The following is a 16,791-nucleotide window of genomic DNA, read 5'->3' on the forward strand; positions in this document are numbered from 1 at the left end:
GTTCGGCGGATCGGGAAACCCTCCAGGCCAAAGACCGACCACGCAGCGTCGCGGCATCAGCCAGCAGACCACGCGCTCGCTCGGCGGCATGAGTGGGCGCTGGATCGGATGGGCTCGCCCTTCACACACCGGTGCCGGCCGCTGCGGTGCTCAAACTGTCAAGATCGGTGTGGTACCAGGTGGATCGGATGAAGGCGTGCAACTCCTCGCCTCGGGCTGCGTACCGCAATCCGAGGGTCTCCATGCCGTCAGGAAGCACGACTCGGCATTGCGCACCCAACTGAGGTTGGTCGTCTCGGCTGATCCGCAGCATCGTCGCGACGTCGTACTCCGGACCCGAGCCCCTGATCAGGACAAGATCCGGGGGGCCGAGGAGTCGTCGGACTGGCGGCAACGCCTGCGGGAGCGATGGGGGCTGGAGGGTCTGTTCTGGCACCCGATGCTGGCAGCTCAGGTGCCAGACGGGGTTCTGGTGCTGCAGGAGGCGTACGCGTGGGAAGAGCAGGGTGCCGCCCGGGTTCGCCAGGTGCTACAGGAGGCGGGCAGGCGACGGGTCGCTGAACTGCGAGAGTACGGCGCCGACTACCTGATCGGCCTCGATCTGTTCGCGCCTCGATACACCGGCGCCGAGGGCGTGTGGAGCGACGACAGCCTTGCCTGGATCGCCTACGCCTCACACGAGGGAACCGTGGCGTTCGGTGGGCTGCTGGCCACCGCCCTTACCGCCCGATGGCCCGACATCCGGCAATGGCACTGGTCCGGCTGGTAGCCAACCTCCTGACCGCAACTCCGAGCCAGCCGGCCGAAAAGAGCGTCCTTAACTCGGCAATCCGTACGCCGCGTCGACAACAACCGTGCTGGTCCCTACGACTGGCGGCGGGACAGTTCGCTGACGAAGGACCGCCAGGCGTCCGGCCCGAAGGTAAGCGCCGGTCCATCCGGGTCCTTGCTGTCCCGTACCGCGACGATGGCGCTCAGGTTGTCGGCGACCTCCACACAGTCGCCACCGGTGCTGTTGCTCCGGCTGCTCTTACGCCACCGGGCTCCGGTCAGCTCCATGTCTCCGCCACCTCCGCGATCAGGTCGAGCGACTGCTGGTGCGGCAGTGCCACGCTCCGGATTGTCTCCCAGACATCGATCATATAGTTCACGTACTCCGACCGGTCGTCCATCTGGCCGTGCCGGTGCCCGTCGAAATAGACGACCGGTTCGCCCAGCGGGGGAGTTGCCAGCACGAACGGGCCGTCCAGCCCGGCATAGGAGCCGGCCGAGGCTGGCACCACGTGGATCTTCACCTGGGGCACGTTCGTGCCTGTCTTGACCAGGTGCAGCAACTGCTCACGCATCACCGTCCGGTCACCGATCGGACGGCGGAGCACATACTCGTCGAGCACGAAGGTGAGCAGCGGCGGCTTGGCTCGGGACAGGATCTCCTGCCGGTCCAGTCGGGCGGTCACCTGCTCCTCGACCTCTTCGCTGGAGAGCAGCCCCGGCCCGGAGAGAACCGCCCGGGCATACGCCTCCGTCTGCAACAAGCCCGGGACGTAGGCCGGCTGGAATGATCGCAGGGCCTTTGCTTCCTGCTCGACGCCGGCCCATTCCCGGAAGTACTGCACCACGATCTCCCGGCTGATCCGCTTCTGGATGCGTACGAAGCGGCCGTCGGTGTTGAAGACCGTGTCACAGCGCCGGGCGAAGTCGAGGCTGGGCCGACGTTCGCAGCTCTCCACCTTGGCAACCATCGGTTGGGAGTAGTTGATCGCCTCGGCCAGCGCCGTCTGGGACATGCTGGCGGCAGAGCGGGCCAGCCGTAGCTCCTCGGCGAAGTGTTCGAGCATCGGAGACCGTTCCATATGACTTCTCCATGACGAAGGGTGTACCAGCGGGATAAACGTGGATACGTACGGGTCGTACCGATCGAGAAGCTCCTCAGCGTAGTGCCATCCACAGCAGAGTGTCACTAGCGGAACCGCTCGGAGCCATGGCCTCGGAAAGGACGGGCGGAACCGCGCGGGGGCCGTCGGTTTCCCTTCCCCACCCGAGGCGGCCCCCGCATCCAACCCGAGGAGGTATTCGTGAGCTGGTTTCGACGTACGCCGAGAATCCACCGCCGGGACTGGCGACGGCTCTGGCGGTACTGCCGGTGCGGGCACCCGTGGGGTTGTCTCGGCACCCTTCCGCCAATCGTGCCGCCGGCCGCGCCGCCGATGCCGGTGTCGCCCTCGCCGAGACCGTCGGTGCGGGGCCGGGTCCGCCCGGCGAACCGTGGCGGCTACCTGCGTGACCTGAACCTGCCGGCACGCGTCCGACGGTGATCGAGCCGGCGCGGGTTCGACGTGGTTGAGCCGACGCCTGTCGTGCCGCCGGAGCTGGCGGGCCGTCCCGACCCGCAAATGTCCATCGAGGACTGGATGCGGGTTAGGGCGTAGCGGCAATCGGGAACATGAACGACCGACGATGCAGTGACTCATTGATGCGGGGGCTCATGACGGTGCGACGTACAACCGGGGGCAGCGATGCTTCGCGAGCGGGCGGGCTGCTCCCCGCAGTCCTGGTGGGGCTGCTGGTCGCCGCCATCCTGGTGGTCTCGGCGGTCCGCGACCAGCTCGGCACCGGCATCGCGGTGGCGGTCGCGGTCATCACGGTCTATCTGCTGGCAAGGTTTCTCCCGCTCCGCCGCCGTTGAGGAGCGACGGGTCCCAGCCCGTCAAGCTCGGTCGGGCCGTCGGGCTCAGTCGGGGAGGCGGGCGAGGGAGAGCTTCGCCAGGATCTCGTCGACGGTCTCGTCCGGCGTCTGGTCGGAGTTGTCCAGCCAGAGGCCGAGCCGGGGAGTGTCGTCGCGTACCGCCGAGTCGAGCGACTCGACCGTCCACTCGCCGTAGCCCTGCTTGGCCCGGCCCCGCTCGCGACGATGGATCACCTCCGGGCGCGGCACGAGCACCACCGCGTAGCGCGGGCGGGTGGCGACCAGGTCCAGGTAGTCGGCCCAGACAGGCCCGAGGACGACATCCTGGAGTACGGCGGTGAAGCCGGCCCGGGCGTAGCCGTCGGCGGTGGCCGCCGCGAGCTGGTACCGCAGCCGGAGCTGTGCTGCCGCCTCGTCCGCGTCAGCGGGGGTGAACTCCCGGCGTCCCGAAACGATCATGCGGCGGAACAGGTCGCCCCGGACGTGTGCGGCCCGGGGCAGCCGTTCGGCGAGGCGCTGTGCCACCGTGGACTTGCCGGCGGCCATGGCCCCGGTCAGCACGACGACGGCGGACGACAAATCAACCATCTCGGGGCACGAAGCTACACCATGACCAGGCCAGGGCTCCTGGTTCGACGGTAGGTGCACAATCCGTGACTTCGGGCTGGTCGCGGTCTCGACGAGCCGGTTAGCTGGGGATGCGAGGCCGTAACCAGGCGATACGTGGGAGGAACGCCGCCGTGTCACCGCCGCCCGATGAGGTCGTCGCCGGCCAGGCCGTCTACAACCGGCTGGTCCTCGCCGGCTACGACATGTTCGTGCTGGGCTTCTCCTGCCGACTGGTCTGGCGATGCGCCAAGCGGCACATGCTGGACAACTACCAGCGCAACATCGGCGCTCGACACGTGGAGTTCGGCGCCGGTACCGCATATTTCCTGGACCGGTGCCGCTTCCCGACCGCGACTCCCGAACTGACCCTGGTCGACCTGAACCCGACGGTGCTGCGGGTCAGCGCGGCCCGGGTGGCCCGCTACCGCCCGACGCCGGTGCGGGCCGACGTGCTCCAACCGCTTCCCTTCGACGACGGCAGGCTCCGCACCGGATATCACGACTCGGTCGGGGCGAACTTCCTGCTGCACTGCCTGCCCGGTTCCTGGCCGGAGAAGGCCGCCGTCTTCGACAACGCGGTTGCGGCGCTCCGCCCCGGCGGCCGGATCTTCGGCAGCACGATCCTCGCCTCGGGGGTGCCGGTCACCCCGCCCGCACGGCGGCTGATGACGCTCTACAACGCGCGGGGGATCTTCCACAACACCGACGACGACCTGGCCGGGCTGCGCTGGCAACTCGACAAGCGGTTCACCGACATCCAGCTCGCCGTACGCGGCTGCGTCGCCCTCTTCGAGGCCACCAAGCCGGCGTCGACGGCGGAGCGGGCCGACTGACTCGGTGGCCGGGAGCAGGATCGGACCAGGCTCCGACTGGCCGCCGGAGCTGGGCGCGATTCTCGCCGTCCTTGTATTAGCGTCAGAGCTGTGACAGATCCTGTTTCGCCGTACGAGCCCCTGACGCTGCAGCGACTCGGGGCACTGCTTGTGGGGGCCGACGAGGCCCGACGGTGGCGACTCGTCGCGGAGTTTCTCGAGGAGTACCGATGGGAAGCAGTTGAGTCACGGACAAATCTGTTGACTGCGGAACCGGATGACACCGGCGACGAGCACTGGGACGTGTTTCTCGCGGCCCTGGCGGAGCATCTGTCGGCGAAAGACGGACGCGGTGCGCCGGAGTGGGTTGAGTCCCGATCCTTGCGGCGGTTCTGGTTCCCTTTCAATACTCGCGCGGCTCGGGTTGACGCGATGGTCCACGCACCAGCCGCGTTCCGACGTCGCGGTGTTTACGTTGCCGTACAGGAGTTGAACGTCGCGTGAACGCCGCCGATCCGCTGTTGGACCGCGCCGCGATCGAGGATGCCTTTCGCCGGCTGGGAGATCGGCTGGCCAGGCGCGGGGTGATCGCAGATCTTTACGTTTTCGGTGGCGCGGCCATGGCCTTGGCCTACGATGCCCGTCGGGCGACCCGTGACATCGACGCCGTGTTCCAGCCGCATGGCATAGTGCTCGACGAGGCCCGAGGGGTCGCCGACGAATTGGGCCTGCCGCACTGGTGGCTCAACGAGCAGGCGAGTGCTTATGTAGCACCTGGCGGCGATGCGACGGCTCCTCGTGTCTTCGATCACCCTGGTCTGCGGGTTGCGGCGGCATCCCCCGAGCATCTTCTGGCGATGAAAGTGCTCGCGGCTCGGCGCCGGGACGCCGACGACATTCGATTCCTGATCGAGCGCCTCGGGCTTACCAGCGCCGAGCAGGTACTGAGCCTGTGCGAGGAGATTTTTCCGGAGGAAGAGGTTCCGGGCCGGGCGAGGCTGGTGCTCGATGACGTGTTCGACGAGCAGTAGTTTCCTCGTCCGCGGGCAGGAGCCAGCCGGTTCAGTCGGATACGGTCGCTTCGAACTGGGCGCTGTAGGCTGCGGCTCCAGCAAGTGACTCCGCGCCGAAGGTGACGTGCCCGACCGGTACCCGGTCACCCACCGCCTCGATGACCCGGGCGGCTGCCGGCACCGAGAACCCACCGCACAGCTCGATCAGTCCGACGCCCTCCTCGACCAGTTCCACCGCGATCGACGCGGCCAGCGACTCGTCCGGTACCGGCACCAGCGAGGTCCGCTGGCCGCCCCTGTCGATCACCACCCGGTCGGCGACCGGGTCGGCGTCGGGCTGGCCGTAGATGTACGCCCAACTCGTGCTCATCGTGACAACTCCTCTCCGCCGGATCACCATCCGGCCAGCGCCATTTTGATACCTCAACTTTTCTTGAGGTCAACCTCCTGTCTCTGACGCTCGGAACCGGCTTCCTCCGGCCCGTGAAGGCTTCCGGCGCCGGGCCGGATCACGCGCTGTGGCCTGGGATGTGGCCGGGCGGCTCCAGGTAAAGTCAACTCCTTGTGGAGGCGGGAGCGGAGAGTTCGATGATCGCTGTCCCGCCTGGACAGGTGACCCTGTCGGACCGGCGGACGCAGCGTCGATGGTCGGTCGAGCTGGAGCCGTACCAACTCGGGGCGTTTCCCGTCACCCAGGCCCGGTACGCCCTGGTCGTCGGCGAGTGGCCGAGCGCGGTTCGTGGGGATCGGTTGCCCGTCGAGAGTGTCTCGTGGTGGGACGCGGTCCGGTTCTGCAACGCGCTGTCGCGACGTGAGGGGCTGACGCCCGCGTACCAGCTCGATTCCGACGGTGAGGGTGTCGAGTGGATCGTCGCCGCCGACGGGTACCGGCTGCCGACCGAGGCGGAGTGGGAGTACGCCTGTCGCGCCGGCACGACCGGCCCGCGTTACGGGCCGCTCGACGAGGTCGCCTGGTATCGCGGCAACTCCCAGGAGCGGATCCACGAGGTGGGCGGTAAACGGCCCAACGCCTGGGGTTTCCACGACATGCTCGGCAACGTGTGGGACTGGTGCTGGGACGTCTACGACGCGGAGGTCTACGGCAGCTACCGGGTGTTGCGCGGCGGCGGGTGGTTCGACGAGCACTGGAGCTGCCGGGCGTCGGTCCGGCGCCGCAGCCACCCGACATTCCGGGTCGACGACGTGGGTTTCCGGGTCGCACGTTCCGGCCCGCGCTGAATCTCCCTCGGTCAGGGGAAGCGGGTCACCCCGGCACGTGAGGTCTGCCGGGCCGCAGGCGCGGATGGTGTGGACAGCGGGCGCGGCACGGATCGCCGGCCCGACGCGTCGAGGAGGAACCGACGATGTCCCACACCGAACCGATCGATCGGCCGGCACCCCGGACCGAGCAGCACCAGCACCAGACGCAGCCGCAGCACCAACCGCATCCACACCAGCCGCAGCACCGGATCGGCTGGTTGGCCGCCGGTGCGACCGCGTTGTTCGGCCTGCTCGCGCTGGCCTGGGCCGTCACCGATCGCGGCTACCCGTTCGGCACCGCCGACCCGGACGGCTCCGGCAGCCTGCTCTGGCGGGTGCCGGCCGAGGTCGGGGCGCCGGTCTTCGCGGTGCTGCTGCTCGGCGCGGCGGTCACCGCGCTGGCCATGACCGGCCCGCACGCGGTACGCCTGCGCGGCGCACCCCGGTTCGCACTGCTCGGCTACGGCTGGCTGGTGGTGGCCGGGCTGCTGCTGGTCGTCCCGGACGTGCAGGTGCTCACCTATCTCGGGTACGCGCCAATGCTGATCGGCGGGCTGCCGTTCGGCTGGCCACCGGTCGACTACTCCGAACTGTTCACCCTCGCGTTCGGCTACAAGGTGTTCTCGGTCGCCACCGGGCTGCTGCTGGCCCGGACCGTACTCGGCTGGCAGTTCCGTACCGCCGAAGCCTGTGCCCGGTGCGGGCGCCGGCCGGGGGTCGAGGGCTGGACCTCGGCGGAGTCGGCGGCCCGGTGGGGGCGCCGGGCGGTCGGGGTGGCCGCGGTGATCCCGGTGCTGTACGCGGTCGTCCGGCTCGCCTGGCTGGTCGGCATCCCGCTCGGCATCACCGACGAGTTCCTTCGGGAGATGCACCGGACCGGGCTGGTCTGGGCCGGTGCCGGGCTGGCCGCGTTCGGGCTGGTCGGCGCGGTGCTCACCCTCGGCCTGGTGCAGCGGTGGGGCGAGCGGTTCCCGCGCTGGATGATCGGGTTGGCCGGCAGGCGGGTGCCGATCACGCTCGCCGTCGTCCCCGCCACCGGAGTCGCGGTGGCGATCACCGCCGCCGGCCTGGCCCTCTACGGGCAGCCGGAACTGCTCGACGAGTTGCGCGACGGCGCCCTGACGGTCGTCCCGATGCTGCTCTGGCCGGTCTGGGGCGTCGCGCTCGGCGCCGCCACTCTCGCCTACCATCTGCGCCGCCGGGGCGCCTGCGCCCACTGCTGACGCGGTCGATCCCTCGGGCGCCGGCAGCGCAACGTGCCGACGATCACACTGGATCTTGATCCGGCCCGTTCGCACCCCGCGATCGGCACGATCGAGAGCTAGCGTAGGTGCGTGACGGAACTTTCCCAGGTCCCACCGACCCCGCCGGCCGAGCTGCCCGGCACCCTCGGCGAGCTGCGCGCCGCCGGGCACCGGTACCGGACCGTCAAGCAGGAACTCCGGGACAACCTGCTGGCGCGGCTCCGCTCCGGCGAACCCCGCTTCCCCGGCATCGTCGGCTACGACGAGACCGTGCTTCCCGAGGTCGAGCGGGCCCTGCTGGCCGGGCACGACATGGTGCTGCTCGGCGAGCGCGGCCAGGGCAAGACCCGGCTGATCCGCGCCCTGGGGCAGCTCCTCGACGAGTGGACCCCGGTGATCCGTGGCTCCGAGCTGAACGAGCACCCGCTGCACCCGCTGACCCCGGCGTCCCGCCGGGCCGTGGCGGAGGCCGGTGACGAGCTGCCGATCGGCTGGCTGCACCGCTCGATGCGGTACGGCGAGAAGCTCGCCACCCCGGACACCAGCGTCGGTGACCTGATCGGCGACGTGGACCCGATCCGGGTGGCCCAGGGGCGTACCCTCGGCGATCCGGAGACGATCCACTTCGGGTTGGTACCCCGGACAAACCGGGGCATCTTCGCCGTCAACGAGCTGCCCGACCTGGCCGAGCGGATCCAGGTCGCCCTGCTCAACGTGCTTGAGGAACGGGACATCCAGGTACGCGGCTACCAGCTCCGGCTGCCGCTGGACCTGCTGCTGGTGGCGAGCGCCAACCCCGAGGACTACACCAACCGGGGGCGGATCATAACCCCGCTCAAGGACCGGTTCGGCGCCGAGATCCGCACCCACTACCCGCTCGACCTGGAACTGGAGCTGGAGCTGATCCGGCAGGAGGCGGCGCTGGTCGCGGCCGTGCCGGAGCACGTACTGGAGGTGCTGGCCCGGTTCGCCCGCGCGGTACGGGAGTCCCCGGCCGTCGACCCGCGCTCCGGTGTCTCGGCCCGGTTCGCCATCGCCGCCGCCGAGACCGTCTCGGCCGCCGCGCTGCGCCGGGCCGGCCTGCTCGGCGCCGGTGGCCCGGACGGGCAGCCGGCCGCCCCGACCGACACCGAACCGGTGGCCCGGGTCGGTGACGCGGTCTCGGTGACCAGCACCCTGCGCGGCAAGGTCGAGTTCGAGAGCGGCGAGGAGGGACGGGAGATCGAGATCCTCGGTCACCTGCTCCGGACCGCCACCGCCGAGACCTTCCGGGCCCGGCTCGCCGGGCTGGACGTCTCCGGCTTCACCGCACTTGTCGCCGACGGCGCGATCATCGAGACCGGCGAGCTGGTCGGGCCGACCGAGCTGCTCCGGCAGGTCGGCACCGTGCCAGGGCTGGCCAAGGCGCTGGACCGGCTCGGGCTGGGTGACGCGCCCACCCCGGCCGAGGCGGCGGCCGGGATCGAGTTCGTACTCGAAGGGCTGCACCTGACCCGGCGGCTCGCCAAGGACGTGACCGACGAGGGACGTACCCGATATGGCGGGCGCAGCCCCGACGGTGGCCGCAGCCCCGGCGAGCGCTCGGCCCGCGACGACGACTGGGCCTGAGCGTGACCGGCGGAAACCGCTTCCGGTACGGCTCCTGGCGCGGCGGCCCCGACCCGCTGGCCCCGCCCTACGACGTGCGGGCGGCGGTCGACTCGGTCGGCGCCGAGGTGCTGGCCGGCGGCAGCCTGCGTGAGGCGCTGCGCAACCTGCTGCGGCGCGGCCCGCAGGGCCGGGGTGGCCTGGACGACCTGGTCGCCCGGGCCCGGCGGATGCGGCGTGACGCGCTGCGCCGGGGTGACCTGGACGGCGCGGTGACCCGGGCCCGCGCCCTGCTCGACCAGGCGCTCGCCGCCGAACGGGACGAGCTGCGTGGCCGGGACGACGACAGCGCCCGGTTCGCCGAGGCGGTACTCGACAACCTGCCCTCGTCGACGGCGCGGGCGGTGGAGGAACTGGCCGGCTACGAGTGGGCCAGCGACGAGGCGCGGGCCGCCTACCAGCAGATTCTGGACGGGCTGCGCCGGGACGTGCTGGAGCAGCGGTTCAGCGGTCTGCGGGACGCGATGCGCGGTGCCGCGAACCCGGCGGCACAGCGGCAGCTCGCCGAGATGCTGCGCGACCTCAACGATCTGCTGGCCCGGCACGACCGGGGCGAGGAGACCACCGACGCGTTCGCCGAGTTCATGCGGCGGCACGGCGAGTTCTTCCCGGAGAACCCGGAGACGGTCGAGGAGCTGGTCGACGCGCTGGCCCGGCGGGCCGCTGCCGGGGAACGGCTGATGCGTTCGCTCTCGCCGGCCCAGCGCGAGGAGCTGTCCCGGCTGATGGAGTCCTCGCTCGGCCCGGAGCTGGCCGGGCAGCTCGCGGCGCTGGACGCGAACCTGCGCTCGCTCCGCCCCGACCTGGCCTGGGACCGCCGGGAGCGGGTCCGGGGCGACCAGCCGCTCGGCTACGGCGAGGCGGCCGGGGCGCTCGGTGAGATCGCCGACCTCGACGACCTGCTGGACCAGCTCGGCCAGGAGCACCCGGGGGCGACCCTGGACGACATCGACGTGGAGTCGGTGCAACGCAACCTGGGCCGGGACGCCGCCGACGACGTACGCCGGCTGCGTGAGCTGGAACGGGAACTGCGTCGACAGGGCTGGCTGACCCGGGGCGCCGACGGGCTGACCCTGAGCCCGAAGGCGCTGCGCCGGCTCGGCGGTACGGCACTGCGCCGGATCTTCGCCGAACTCTCCACCGGCCGGCGGGGGCAGCACGACCTGCGCTCGGCAGGTGCCGCCGGTGAGGTGACCGGTGCCTCCCGCCTATGGGAGTACGGCGACGAGCAGCCGCTCGACGTGGTGCGTACCCTCGGCCGGGCGGTACGGCGCGGCGGTGCCGGGGTACCGGTGGCGTTGGCGGTCGAGGACTTCGAGGTGGTGGAGACCGAGCGGCGTGCCTCGGCGGCAGTGGCGCTCTGCGTCGACCTCTCCTTCTCGATGGTCTCCGAGGGGCGCTGGGGGCCGATGAAGCAGACCGCGCTGGCACTGTCGCACCTGGTCGCCACCCGGTTCCCGCAGGACGAGTTGCAGATCATCGGCTTCGGCCGGGAGGCGATGCCGCTGACCCAGCAGGAGCTGGCCGGGGTGGAGCCGGAGATGGTGCAGGGCACCAATCTGCAACACGCGCTGATGCTGGCCGGCCGGCACCTGCGCCGGCACTCCGGCTCGGAGCCGGTGGTGCTGGTGGTCACCGACGGCGAGCCGACCGCACACCTCGATCCGGAGGCCGGCGGCGGGGTGTTCAACTGGCCGTCGCTGCCGGAGACGATCCAGTTGACGGTCGCCGAGGTGGACAAGCTGACCCGGTACGGCGCCACGATGAACCTCTTCATGCTGGGTGAGGATCCGGGGCTGCGCCGGTTCGTCGACGCGGTGGCCCGGCGTTGCGGCGGCCGGGTCTTCACCCCGGACCTGGACGACCTCGGCGAATACGTCGTCTCCGACTACCTGCGGGCGCGGCGGGGTCGGCGCGGCCGCTGATATCCGGCTACCTGCGGACGCGGCGCGGTCGGCCGCTGATATCCGGTTGTCGGCCGATCGGCCCGTGTCTACTGTGCGGTGATGCGCTCCCGACTGCTGACGGTGACCTTCGATGCGCAGGACCCGGCCCGGGTGGCACGGTTCTGGTCCGGCATGCTCGGCCGGGAGGTCGTCGTCGAGGACGCCGGTGGTGTGTTCCTGCCGGGCGAGGACACCCAGCTCAGCCTCCGGTTCGTGCCGAGCCGCACGGAAGAGCCGGGGCTCGACCGCCTGCACCTGCACCTGACCAGCGCCAGCCTCTGTGACCAGCAGCAGAAGGTGGCGACGGCGCTGGAGCTCGGCGCCAGCCACCTCGACGTCGGCCAGCGTCCCGAGGAAGGGCACATCGTGCTGGCCGACCCGGAGGGCAACGCGTTCTGCGTGATCGAGCCCGGAAACAACTATCTCGCCGGGACCGGCCTGCTCGGGGAGATCGCCTGCGACGGCACCCGGCAGGTCGGCCTCTTCTGGAGCGAGGCGCTGGGCTGGCCGCTGGTGTGGGAACACGAGCAGGAGACCGCGATCCAGTTGCCGGGCGGCGGCACCAAGGTCGCCTGGGGAGGCCCGCCGGTGGAGCCGAAGATCGGGCGGAACCGGCAGCGCTTCGACGTCACCCCGGTCGACGGAGACCAGCAGGCGGAGGTCGAGCGGCTGGTCTCGCTCGGGGCCACCCGCCTGGAGGTCGGTGCGGACGGCACCGTCGAGCTGGCCGATCCCGACGGCAACGAGTTCTGCGTGCGGGCGAGCTGAGCAAGGCGGGCGGCGGGGCCTTTCGCCGATGTACGGGGGAGCTGAGCACGGTCGGACAGCGCGGCCTTTCGTCGATAGCGGCTCCGGTCCGGTGGTCCGCCGCCTAGACTCGGGCGGATGGAGACGGCCGAGCTGCGCCGGGCGTACGCTGACCTGCTCGCCGAGGTCGACGGGGGCACGTTCGGGCCACCGCCGCCAGGGGAGTTGACCGTCGAGGAGGTGCTGGTGCACCTCGCCGCCAACGACGAGTTGCTGGCCGAGGCGACCGAGGCGGTGCTGGCCGGCTCGCCGTGGGCGTACTACGACGGGCAGTCGACGCTGCGTCCGCAGGTGGACGCGATGCTGCCGCCCGACGCCGGGCTGCCGGAGCTGGCCGAGCGACTGCGGGCCACGAGCGAGCGGCTCTGCGCGCTTGTGGACCGGCTGGGGCCGGAGGCGGAGACCCCTGTCGACTCACATCTGCGGGAGGGCTTCGAGCTGCACATCGAGGAGTCCCTCCCCTGGGGACGGATGCTCGACATCCACGGCCGGATCCACCTGCCGGCACATCTCGAACAGTTGCGCGCCATGCGTACGGGCGGCAGGTAGTTGCGCCTGGGAGCGTTCCCACAATCCGGGACGTCGTGATCTAGGGGTCGTTCGCAGCATTACCTTCCTGTTAACCGATGGGAGTGAATATGCTGCGACGTCAATCCGTCGGGCGGCTCTGCCTGGTCGGCGTGACCGCCCTGATCGCCCCGCTCGTCGCCTTTGGCACGCCACCCGCAGCCGGCCAGCCCGCCCCGGAACGCGTGGCGGCAGCCGCGCTGCCTCCGCTGGACCAGCTCACCGTCAGTACCACCCAGGTCGCCTTCGGACTCCAGCGGCCGACCGCCATCTTCGCCCCCGATGACGGCAGCGGCCGGCTGCTGATCGCCGAGAAGCAGGGCACGATCCGGGTCTACCACCCGGACACCGGACTCGCCGCCGACCCGTTGCTCGACATCAGGGACCGGGTCGACACCTCCGGCAACGAACGCGGGCTGCTCGGCCTGGTCACCACGCCGGACTTCGACCAGACCCGGACCCTCTACGTCAGCTACACCGCACTGCCGGAGGGCGCTGTCACGCTCTCCCGGTTCACCCTCGCCACCGCCGGCCAGACCCCGATCCCGCCGGCCGGCGAGCAGGTGATCCTGACCCAGCCACACGCCGAGTTCTCCAACCACAACGGCGGGCACATCACCTTCGGCCCGGACGGCCACCTCTACTGGAGCATCGGCGACGGCGGCGGCTCCGACGACGTACTCAACTCGGGGCAGAACCTGAACACCCTGCTCGGCAAGATCCTCCGGCTGGACGTGAGCCGCTCCTGCGACGGGCGGCCGTACTGCGTACCGGCGGACAACCCGTTCGTGGGCACCGCGAACGCGAGGCCGGAGATCTGGGCGTACGGGCTGCGCAACCCGTGGAAGTTCTCGCACGATCTCGGCGGGGACGGCTCGCTCTGGATCGCCGACGTCGGTCAGGGCACCTTCGAGGAGATCGACCACCTGCGGGCGGACCAGGCCGGCGCCAACCTCGGCTGGTCCTGCCGGGAGGGGCCGCAGATCTTCAACCCCGACCGCTGCCAGGCCGGTGCCGAGTACGTCGAACCGATCTACTCGTACCGCACCTCGACCGACGGCTGCGCCGTGATCGGCGGGTACGTCTACCGGGGCGAGGAGTACGCCGACATCGCCGCCGGCACCTACCTGGCCACCGACTACTGCTCCGGTACGGCGTTCGTGGTCCGGCCCCCGGCCACCCCCGGCGGGGCGTACGCCACCCGGGCACTGACCGAGCTGACCATCCAGCCGACCAGCCTCGGTCAGGACGCCAACGGCGAGCTGTATCTGGTCAACGACCTGCCGGGCCAGCTGCACAGGATCGAGTTCGGCACCACCGCCCCGCCGGCCGCCTGCCGGATCGTCTACCGGGTCGACCAGCAGTGGGGTACCGGCTTCAACGCCACAGTGACCGTCACCAACACCGGCACCGCGCCGGTCAGCGGCTGGACGGTGGGCTGGACCTTCCCGGCCGCGCAGCGCGCCGGCTCCTTCTACAACGCCCGGGGCAGCCAGTCCGGTGCGGTGGTGACCGCGCAGAACGCCAGCTGGAACCCGAACATCCCGCCGGGCGGCACGGTCCAGTTCAGCTTCCTCGCCTCGAACACCGGACCGAACCCGGCGCCCACCGTCTTCACCCTCAACGGCAACACCTGCACCTGAGGTGTAAGGAAGGGCCCCCGCTACAACAGAAAACGATATGCGGGGGCCCTTCCTTACATGCTGGGCGGGCGGAAGGTGCGGCGGTAGGCGGTCGGGGGTAGCCCGATCCGCTGATGCAGTTGTTGCCGCAGCGCGGCGGCGGTGCCGAAGCCGGAGCGCCGGGCCACCTGGTCGACGCCGAGGTCGGTGGTCTCCAGCAGCAGCCGGGCATGCTCGGTGCGCTGCCGCAGCAGCCACTGCGCCGGGCTGAGGCCGGTCTCGTCGCGGAACCGCCGGGTGAAGGTCCGCACGCTCATGCTGGCGTGCGCGGCCATCTGCGGCAGGGTCAGCGGCTCGTGCAACCGGTGCTGGATCCAGTCCCTGGTCCGCCCGGTGCCGGCCGCGGTCGCCTCGGGCAGCGGTCGTTCGATGTACTGCGCCTGCCCGCCGTCCCGCCACGACGGCACCACACAGCGTCGGGCCGACCGGTTGGCGACCCGGCTGCCGTGGTCGGTCCGGATGACGTGCAGGCAGAGGTCGAGGCCGGCCGCCACCCCGGCCGAGCTGAGCAGGTCACCGTCGTCGACGAAGAGCACCTCGGGATCGAGCCGTACCCTCGGGTGGAGCCGGCGGAACCGGTCGGCGTACGCCCAGTGGGTGGTGGCCGGCCGATCGTCCAGCAGTCCGGCGGCGGCGAGTACGAACGCGCCCGTGCAGATCGACATGATCCGTACTCCCCGGTCGTGCGCCTCGCGCAGCGCCGTACGGACCTGCGGGTCCACGGTCCCGTCGACCAGCGGCGGGCCGCCGTGGATGCCGGGCACCACGATGGTCTCGGCGTCGGCCAGGATCTCCAGTCCGTGGTCGGGCAGCACCCGGAACTCCGCGCTGCTACGCACCGGCAGGCCGCCGGGGGTGCAGGTGGTGACGGCGTAGAGCGGCTCGCCGTCGGCGTTGCGGGCGGTGCCGAAGACCTGGGCCGGGGTGCCGAGGTCGAGCCCGACCACCCCGTCCAGGGCGAGCACCACGACCCGGTGTCGCGGGGTGGGACTGCTGGTGGCCATCGCTGCTCCGCTCTTTCGGTCGGGTTCGCTCTCCAGGTCGGGTCCGCTCTTCCGGTCGGGTCCGCTCTTCCGGTCGGGTCCGCTCTTCCGGTGGGTTGGCCCAATTCTTGCGCATCATGGCTGTCCGGCCACTCGTGGCCTGGCCCCGCCCGCCGGCAGACTCGTCCGGTGAGTTCCCGTCGCCTGCACCCGGCCTGGGTGGTCGCCGCCGTCGCCTTCGTCGCGCTTGTCGGTGCCGCCGGGTTCCGGGCCACCCCGTCCGTGCTGTTGCACCCGCTGCACGAGGAGTTCGGCTGGCCATTGGCGACCATCTCGGCCGCGGTCTCGGTAAACCTGCTGCTCTTCGGGCTGACCGCGCCGTTCGCCGCCGCCCTGATGGACAGGTTCGGCATCCGGCGGGTGGTGGCTGCCGCGCTGACCCTGGTCGCCGCCGGCAGCGGGCTGACCGTGTTCATGCGGACCAGCGCCGAGTTGATCCTCTGCTGGGGCGTACTCGTCGGGCTGGGTACCGGGTCGATGGCGCTCGCCTTCGTGGCCACCGTGACCGGGCGGTGGTTCGTCCGGCGTCGGGGACTGGTCACCGGGGTGCTCACCGCCGGGGGTGCCGCCGGGCAACTCGTCTTCCTGCCGCTGCTGGCGAACCTGGTCGAGGCGTACGGCTGGCGGAGCGCCGCGCTTGTGGTGGCCGGGTCGGCGCTGGCCGTCGTACCCCTGGTGGGGTGGCTGCTGCGCGACCACCCGGCGGATCTCGGCCTGCCTCCCTACGGCGCGACCGAGGTCGTGCCCGCGCCGGCCCGGACCGGCGGGGCGGCCGCCCGGGCACTCGGTGCGCTGCGCACCGCCGCCAGGACTCCGGCGTTCTGGCTGCTCGCCGGCGGTTTCGCGATCTGTGGCGCCTCGACGAACGGCCTGGTCGGCACGCACTTCATCCCGGCCGCGCACGACCACGGAATGACCGAGACCGCCGCCGCCAGCCTGCTCGCCCTGGTCGGGCTCTTCGACATCGCCGGCACCATCGCGTCGGGTTGGCTCACCGACCGGTTCGACAGCCGGGTCCTGCTCGCCGCCTACTACGCGCTGCGCGGGCTGTCCCTGCTGGTGTTGCCGAGCCTGTTCGGCGACTCGGCCAGGCCGAGCATGCTGGTCTTCGTGATCTTCTACGGGCTGGACTGGGTGGCCACCGTGCCGCCGACGGTCGCGCTGTGCCGGGAGTACTTCGGGGACAGCGGTGCCGTGGTCTTCGGCTGGGTCTTCGCCGCCCACCAGGTCGGCGCGGCGGTCGCGGCCACCGGCGCGGGGCTGATCCGGGACCAGCTCGGTAGCTACAACCTGGCCTGGTACGTCGCCGGGGCGCTCTGTGCCGCCGCCGCGATCTTCTCGATGTTGCTGCGTCGGCGCCGCTCCGGCGTATTCGGGTCCGGCAGCGGCCCAGCCGAAGGCGCCGGGCCGGACGCGCCCGCCACACCCGCCATCGCCTCGGCCCGGTGACCTGGGCGGTGATGTCGGCAGGCTGA

At 71.1% G+C, this 16,791-nt stretch carries 18 protein-coding genes; 13 read left to right on the plus strand and 5 right to left on the minus strand.

The window, feature by feature from the left end; translation table 11 throughout:
- Positions 1 to 196 precede the first annotated feature (196 nt).
- Complete coding sequence (locus tag CLT71_RS29445) at positions 197 to 769, plus strand: hypothetical protein (RefSeq protein WP_101369959.1); 573 nt, start codon at positions 197 to 199, stop codon at positions 767 to 769.
- Between the two features lie 95 nt (positions 770 to 864).
- Here the strand turns inward: CLT71_RS29445 and CLT71_RS29450 are convergent, their stop codons facing one another.
- Together CLT71_RS29450 and CLT71_RS29455 are read right to left on the minus strand one after the other, a co-directional pair.
- Complete coding sequence (locus tag CLT71_RS29450; RefSeq protein WP_101369960.1) at positions 865 to 1,059, minus strand: DUF397 domain-containing protein; 195 nt, start codon at positions 1,057 to 1,059, stop codon at positions 865 to 867.
- A complete protein-coding gene (locus tag CLT71_RS29455) occupies positions 1,050 to 1,853 on the minus strand; it encodes a helix-turn-helix domain-containing protein (RefSeq protein WP_486483522.1) in 804 nt (267 codons plus the stop codon). The genes CLT71_RS29450 and CLT71_RS29455 overlap by 10 nt, the downstream gene beginning before the upstream one ends.
- Positions 1,854 to 2,491: 638 nt before the next feature.
- Between CLT71_RS29455 and CLT71_RS36680 the strand changes: the two genes are divergently transcribed.
- Positions 2,492 to 2,686, plus strand: a complete 195-nt coding sequence (locus tag CLT71_RS36680) for a hypothetical protein (RefSeq protein ID WP_143743658.1) — start codon at positions 2,492 to 2,494, stop codon at positions 2,684 to 2,686.
- Between the two features lie 45 nt (positions 2,687 to 2,731).
- Here the strand turns inward: CLT71_RS36680 and CLT71_RS29460 are convergent, their stop codons facing one another.
- Positions 2,732 to 3,274, minus strand: a complete 543-nt coding sequence (locus tag CLT71_RS29460; RefSeq protein ID WP_101369962.1) for an AAA family ATPase — start codon at positions 3,272 to 3,274, stop codon at positions 2,732 to 2,734.
- Positions 3,275 to 3,426: 152 nt separating this feature from the next.
- On the opposite strand from CLT71_RS29460, the gene CLT71_RS29465 reads away from it, so the two are divergent.
- The 3 genes from CLT71_RS29465 (at position 3,427) to CLT71_RS29470 (ending at position 5,138) form a co-directional block, all read left to right on the plus strand.
- Positions 3,427 to 4,128 (plus strand): class I SAM-dependent methyltransferase, encoded by a 702-nt coding sequence (locus CLT71_RS29465; protein WP_199187765.1) that lies wholly within the window; start codon positions 3,427 to 3,429, stop codon positions 4,126 to 4,128.
- 90 nt (positions 4,129 to 4,218) lie between these two features.
- Entirely contained in the window at positions 4,219 to 4,611 is a 393-nt protein-coding gene (locus CLT71_RS36685; protein ID WP_143743659.1) for a hypothetical protein, read from the plus strand.
- On the plus strand, positions 4,608 to 5,138 hold the full coding sequence (locus CLT71_RS29470) for a DUF6036 family nucleotidyltransferase (RefSeq protein ID WP_101369964.1): 531 nt from the start codon (positions 4,608 to 4,610) through the stop codon (positions 5,136 to 5,138). The genes CLT71_RS36685 and CLT71_RS29470 overlap by 4 nt, the downstream gene beginning before the upstream one ends.
- 31 nt (positions 5,139 to 5,169) lie before the next feature.
- Here CLT71_RS29470 and CLT71_RS29475 read toward each other — a convergent pair whose 3' ends face one another.
- Positions 5,170 to 5,490: a DUF6506 family protein gene (locus CLT71_RS29475; RefSeq protein ID WP_101369965.1), complete on the minus strand. Its 321-nt coding sequence runs from the start codon at positions 5,488 to 5,490 to the stop codon at positions 5,170 to 5,172.
- A gap of 218 nt (positions 5,491 to 5,708) precedes the next feature.
- Between CLT71_RS29475 and CLT71_RS29480 the strand changes: the two genes are divergently transcribed.
- The 7 genes from CLT71_RS29480 (at position 5,709) to CLT71_RS29510 (ending at position 14,234) form a co-directional block, all read left to right on the plus strand.
- A complete protein-coding gene (locus tag CLT71_RS29480; RefSeq protein ID WP_101371905.1) occupies positions 5,709 to 6,359 on the plus strand; it encodes an SUMF1/EgtB/PvdO family nonheme iron enzyme in 651 nt (216 codons plus the stop codon).
- Positions 6,360 to 6,484: 125 nt separating this feature from the next.
- Complete coding sequence (locus CLT71_RS29485) at positions 6,485 to 7,603, plus strand: hypothetical protein (RefSeq protein WP_486483523.1); 1,119 nt, start codon at positions 6,485 to 6,487, stop codon at positions 7,601 to 7,603.
- A 111-nt stretch (positions 7,604 to 7,714) separates the two neighbouring features.
- Positions 7,715 to 9,232: a magnesium chelatase ATPase subunit I gene (locus tag CLT71_RS29490; protein ID WP_101369966.1), complete on the plus strand. Its 1,518-nt coding sequence runs from the start codon at positions 7,715 to 7,717 to the stop codon at positions 9,230 to 9,232.
- A 2-nt stretch (positions 9,233 to 9,234) separates the two neighbouring features.
- Entirely contained in the window at positions 9,235 to 11,196 is a 1,962-nt protein-coding gene (locus tag CLT71_RS29495; protein WP_101369967.1) for a vWA domain-containing protein, read from the plus strand.
- 81 nt (positions 11,197 to 11,277) lie between these two features.
- The gene (locus tag CLT71_RS29500) at positions 11,278 to 11,985 is read left to right on the plus strand and encodes a VOC family protein (RefSeq protein WP_101369968.1); all 708 of its coding nucleotides are present in this window, start codon (positions 11,278 to 11,280) and stop codon (positions 11,983 to 11,985) included.
- A gap of 117 nt (positions 11,986 to 12,102) precedes the next feature.
- Positions 12,103 to 12,573 (plus strand): DinB family protein, encoded by a 471-nt coding sequence (locus CLT71_RS29505; protein WP_101369969.1) that lies wholly within the window; start codon positions 12,103 to 12,105, stop codon positions 12,571 to 12,573.
- Positions 12,574 to 12,662: 89 nt separating this feature from the next.
- The gene (locus tag CLT71_RS29510; protein ID WP_158242332.1) at positions 12,663 to 14,234 is read left to right on the plus strand and encodes a PQQ-dependent sugar dehydrogenase; all 1,572 of its coding nucleotides are present in this window, start codon (positions 12,663 to 12,665) and stop codon (positions 14,232 to 14,234) included.
- Between the two features lie 53 nt (positions 14,235 to 14,287).
- Here CLT71_RS29510 and CLT71_RS29515 read toward each other — a convergent pair whose 3' ends face one another.
- On the minus strand, positions 14,288 to 15,277 hold the full coding sequence (locus CLT71_RS29515) for a helix-turn-helix domain-containing protein (protein ID WP_101369970.1): 990 nt from the start codon (positions 15,275 to 15,277) through the stop codon (positions 14,288 to 14,290).
- A 168-nt stretch (positions 15,278 to 15,445) separates the two neighbouring features.
- On the opposite strand from CLT71_RS29515, the gene CLT71_RS29520 reads away from it, so the two are divergent.
- Entirely contained in the window at positions 15,446 to 16,765 is a 1,320-nt protein-coding gene (locus CLT71_RS29520; protein ID WP_101369971.1) for an MFS transporter, read from the plus strand.
- Positions 16,766 to 16,791: the final 26 nt, after the last annotated feature.

This window comes from Plantactinospora sp. CNZ320 (assembly GCF_002846275.1).

Excerpts from the sequence above, each read along its gene's own strand:
- CLT71_RS29515 (WP_101369970.1), bottom strand. The coding sequence starts at position 15,277 with ATGGCCACCAGCAGTCCCACCCCGCGACACCGGGTCGTGGTGCTCGCC.
- CLT71_RS29460 (WP_101369962.1), bottom strand. The coding sequence starts at position 3,274 with ATGGTTGATTTGTCGTCCGCCGTCGTCGTGCTGACCGGGGCCATGGCC.
- CLT71_RS29485 (WP_486483523.1), top strand. The coding sequence starts at position 6,485 with ATGTCCCACACCGAACCGATCGATCGGCCGGCACCCCGGACCGAGCAG.
- CLT71_RS29505 (WP_101369969.1), top strand. The coding sequence starts at position 12,103 with ATGGAGACGGCCGAGCTGCGCCGGGCGTACGCTGACCTGCTCGCCGAG.
- CLT71_RS29500 (WP_101369968.1), top strand. The coding sequence starts at position 11,278 with ATGCGCTCCCGACTGCTGACGGTGACCTTCGATGCGCAGGACCCGGCC.
- CLT71_RS29480 (WP_101371905.1), top strand. The coding sequence starts at position 5,709 with ATGATCGCTGTCCCGCCTGGACAGGTGACCCTGTCGGACCGGCGGACG.
- CLT71_RS29455 (WP_486483522.1), bottom strand. The coding sequence starts at position 1,853 with ATGGAACGGTCTCCGATGCTCGAACACTTCGCCGAGGAGCTACGGCTG.
- CLT71_RS29510 (WP_158242332.1), top strand. The coding sequence starts at position 12,663 with ATGCTGCGACGTCAATCCGTCGGGCGGCTCTGCCTGGTCGGCGTGACC.
- CLT71_RS29450 (WP_101369960.1), bottom strand. The coding sequence starts at position 1,059 with ATGGAGCTGACCGGAGCCCGGTGGCGTAAGAGCAGCCGGAGCAACAGC.
- CLT71_RS29475 (WP_101369965.1), bottom strand. The coding sequence starts at position 5,490 with ATGAGCACGAGTTGGGCGTACATCTACGGCCAGCCCGACGCCGACCCG.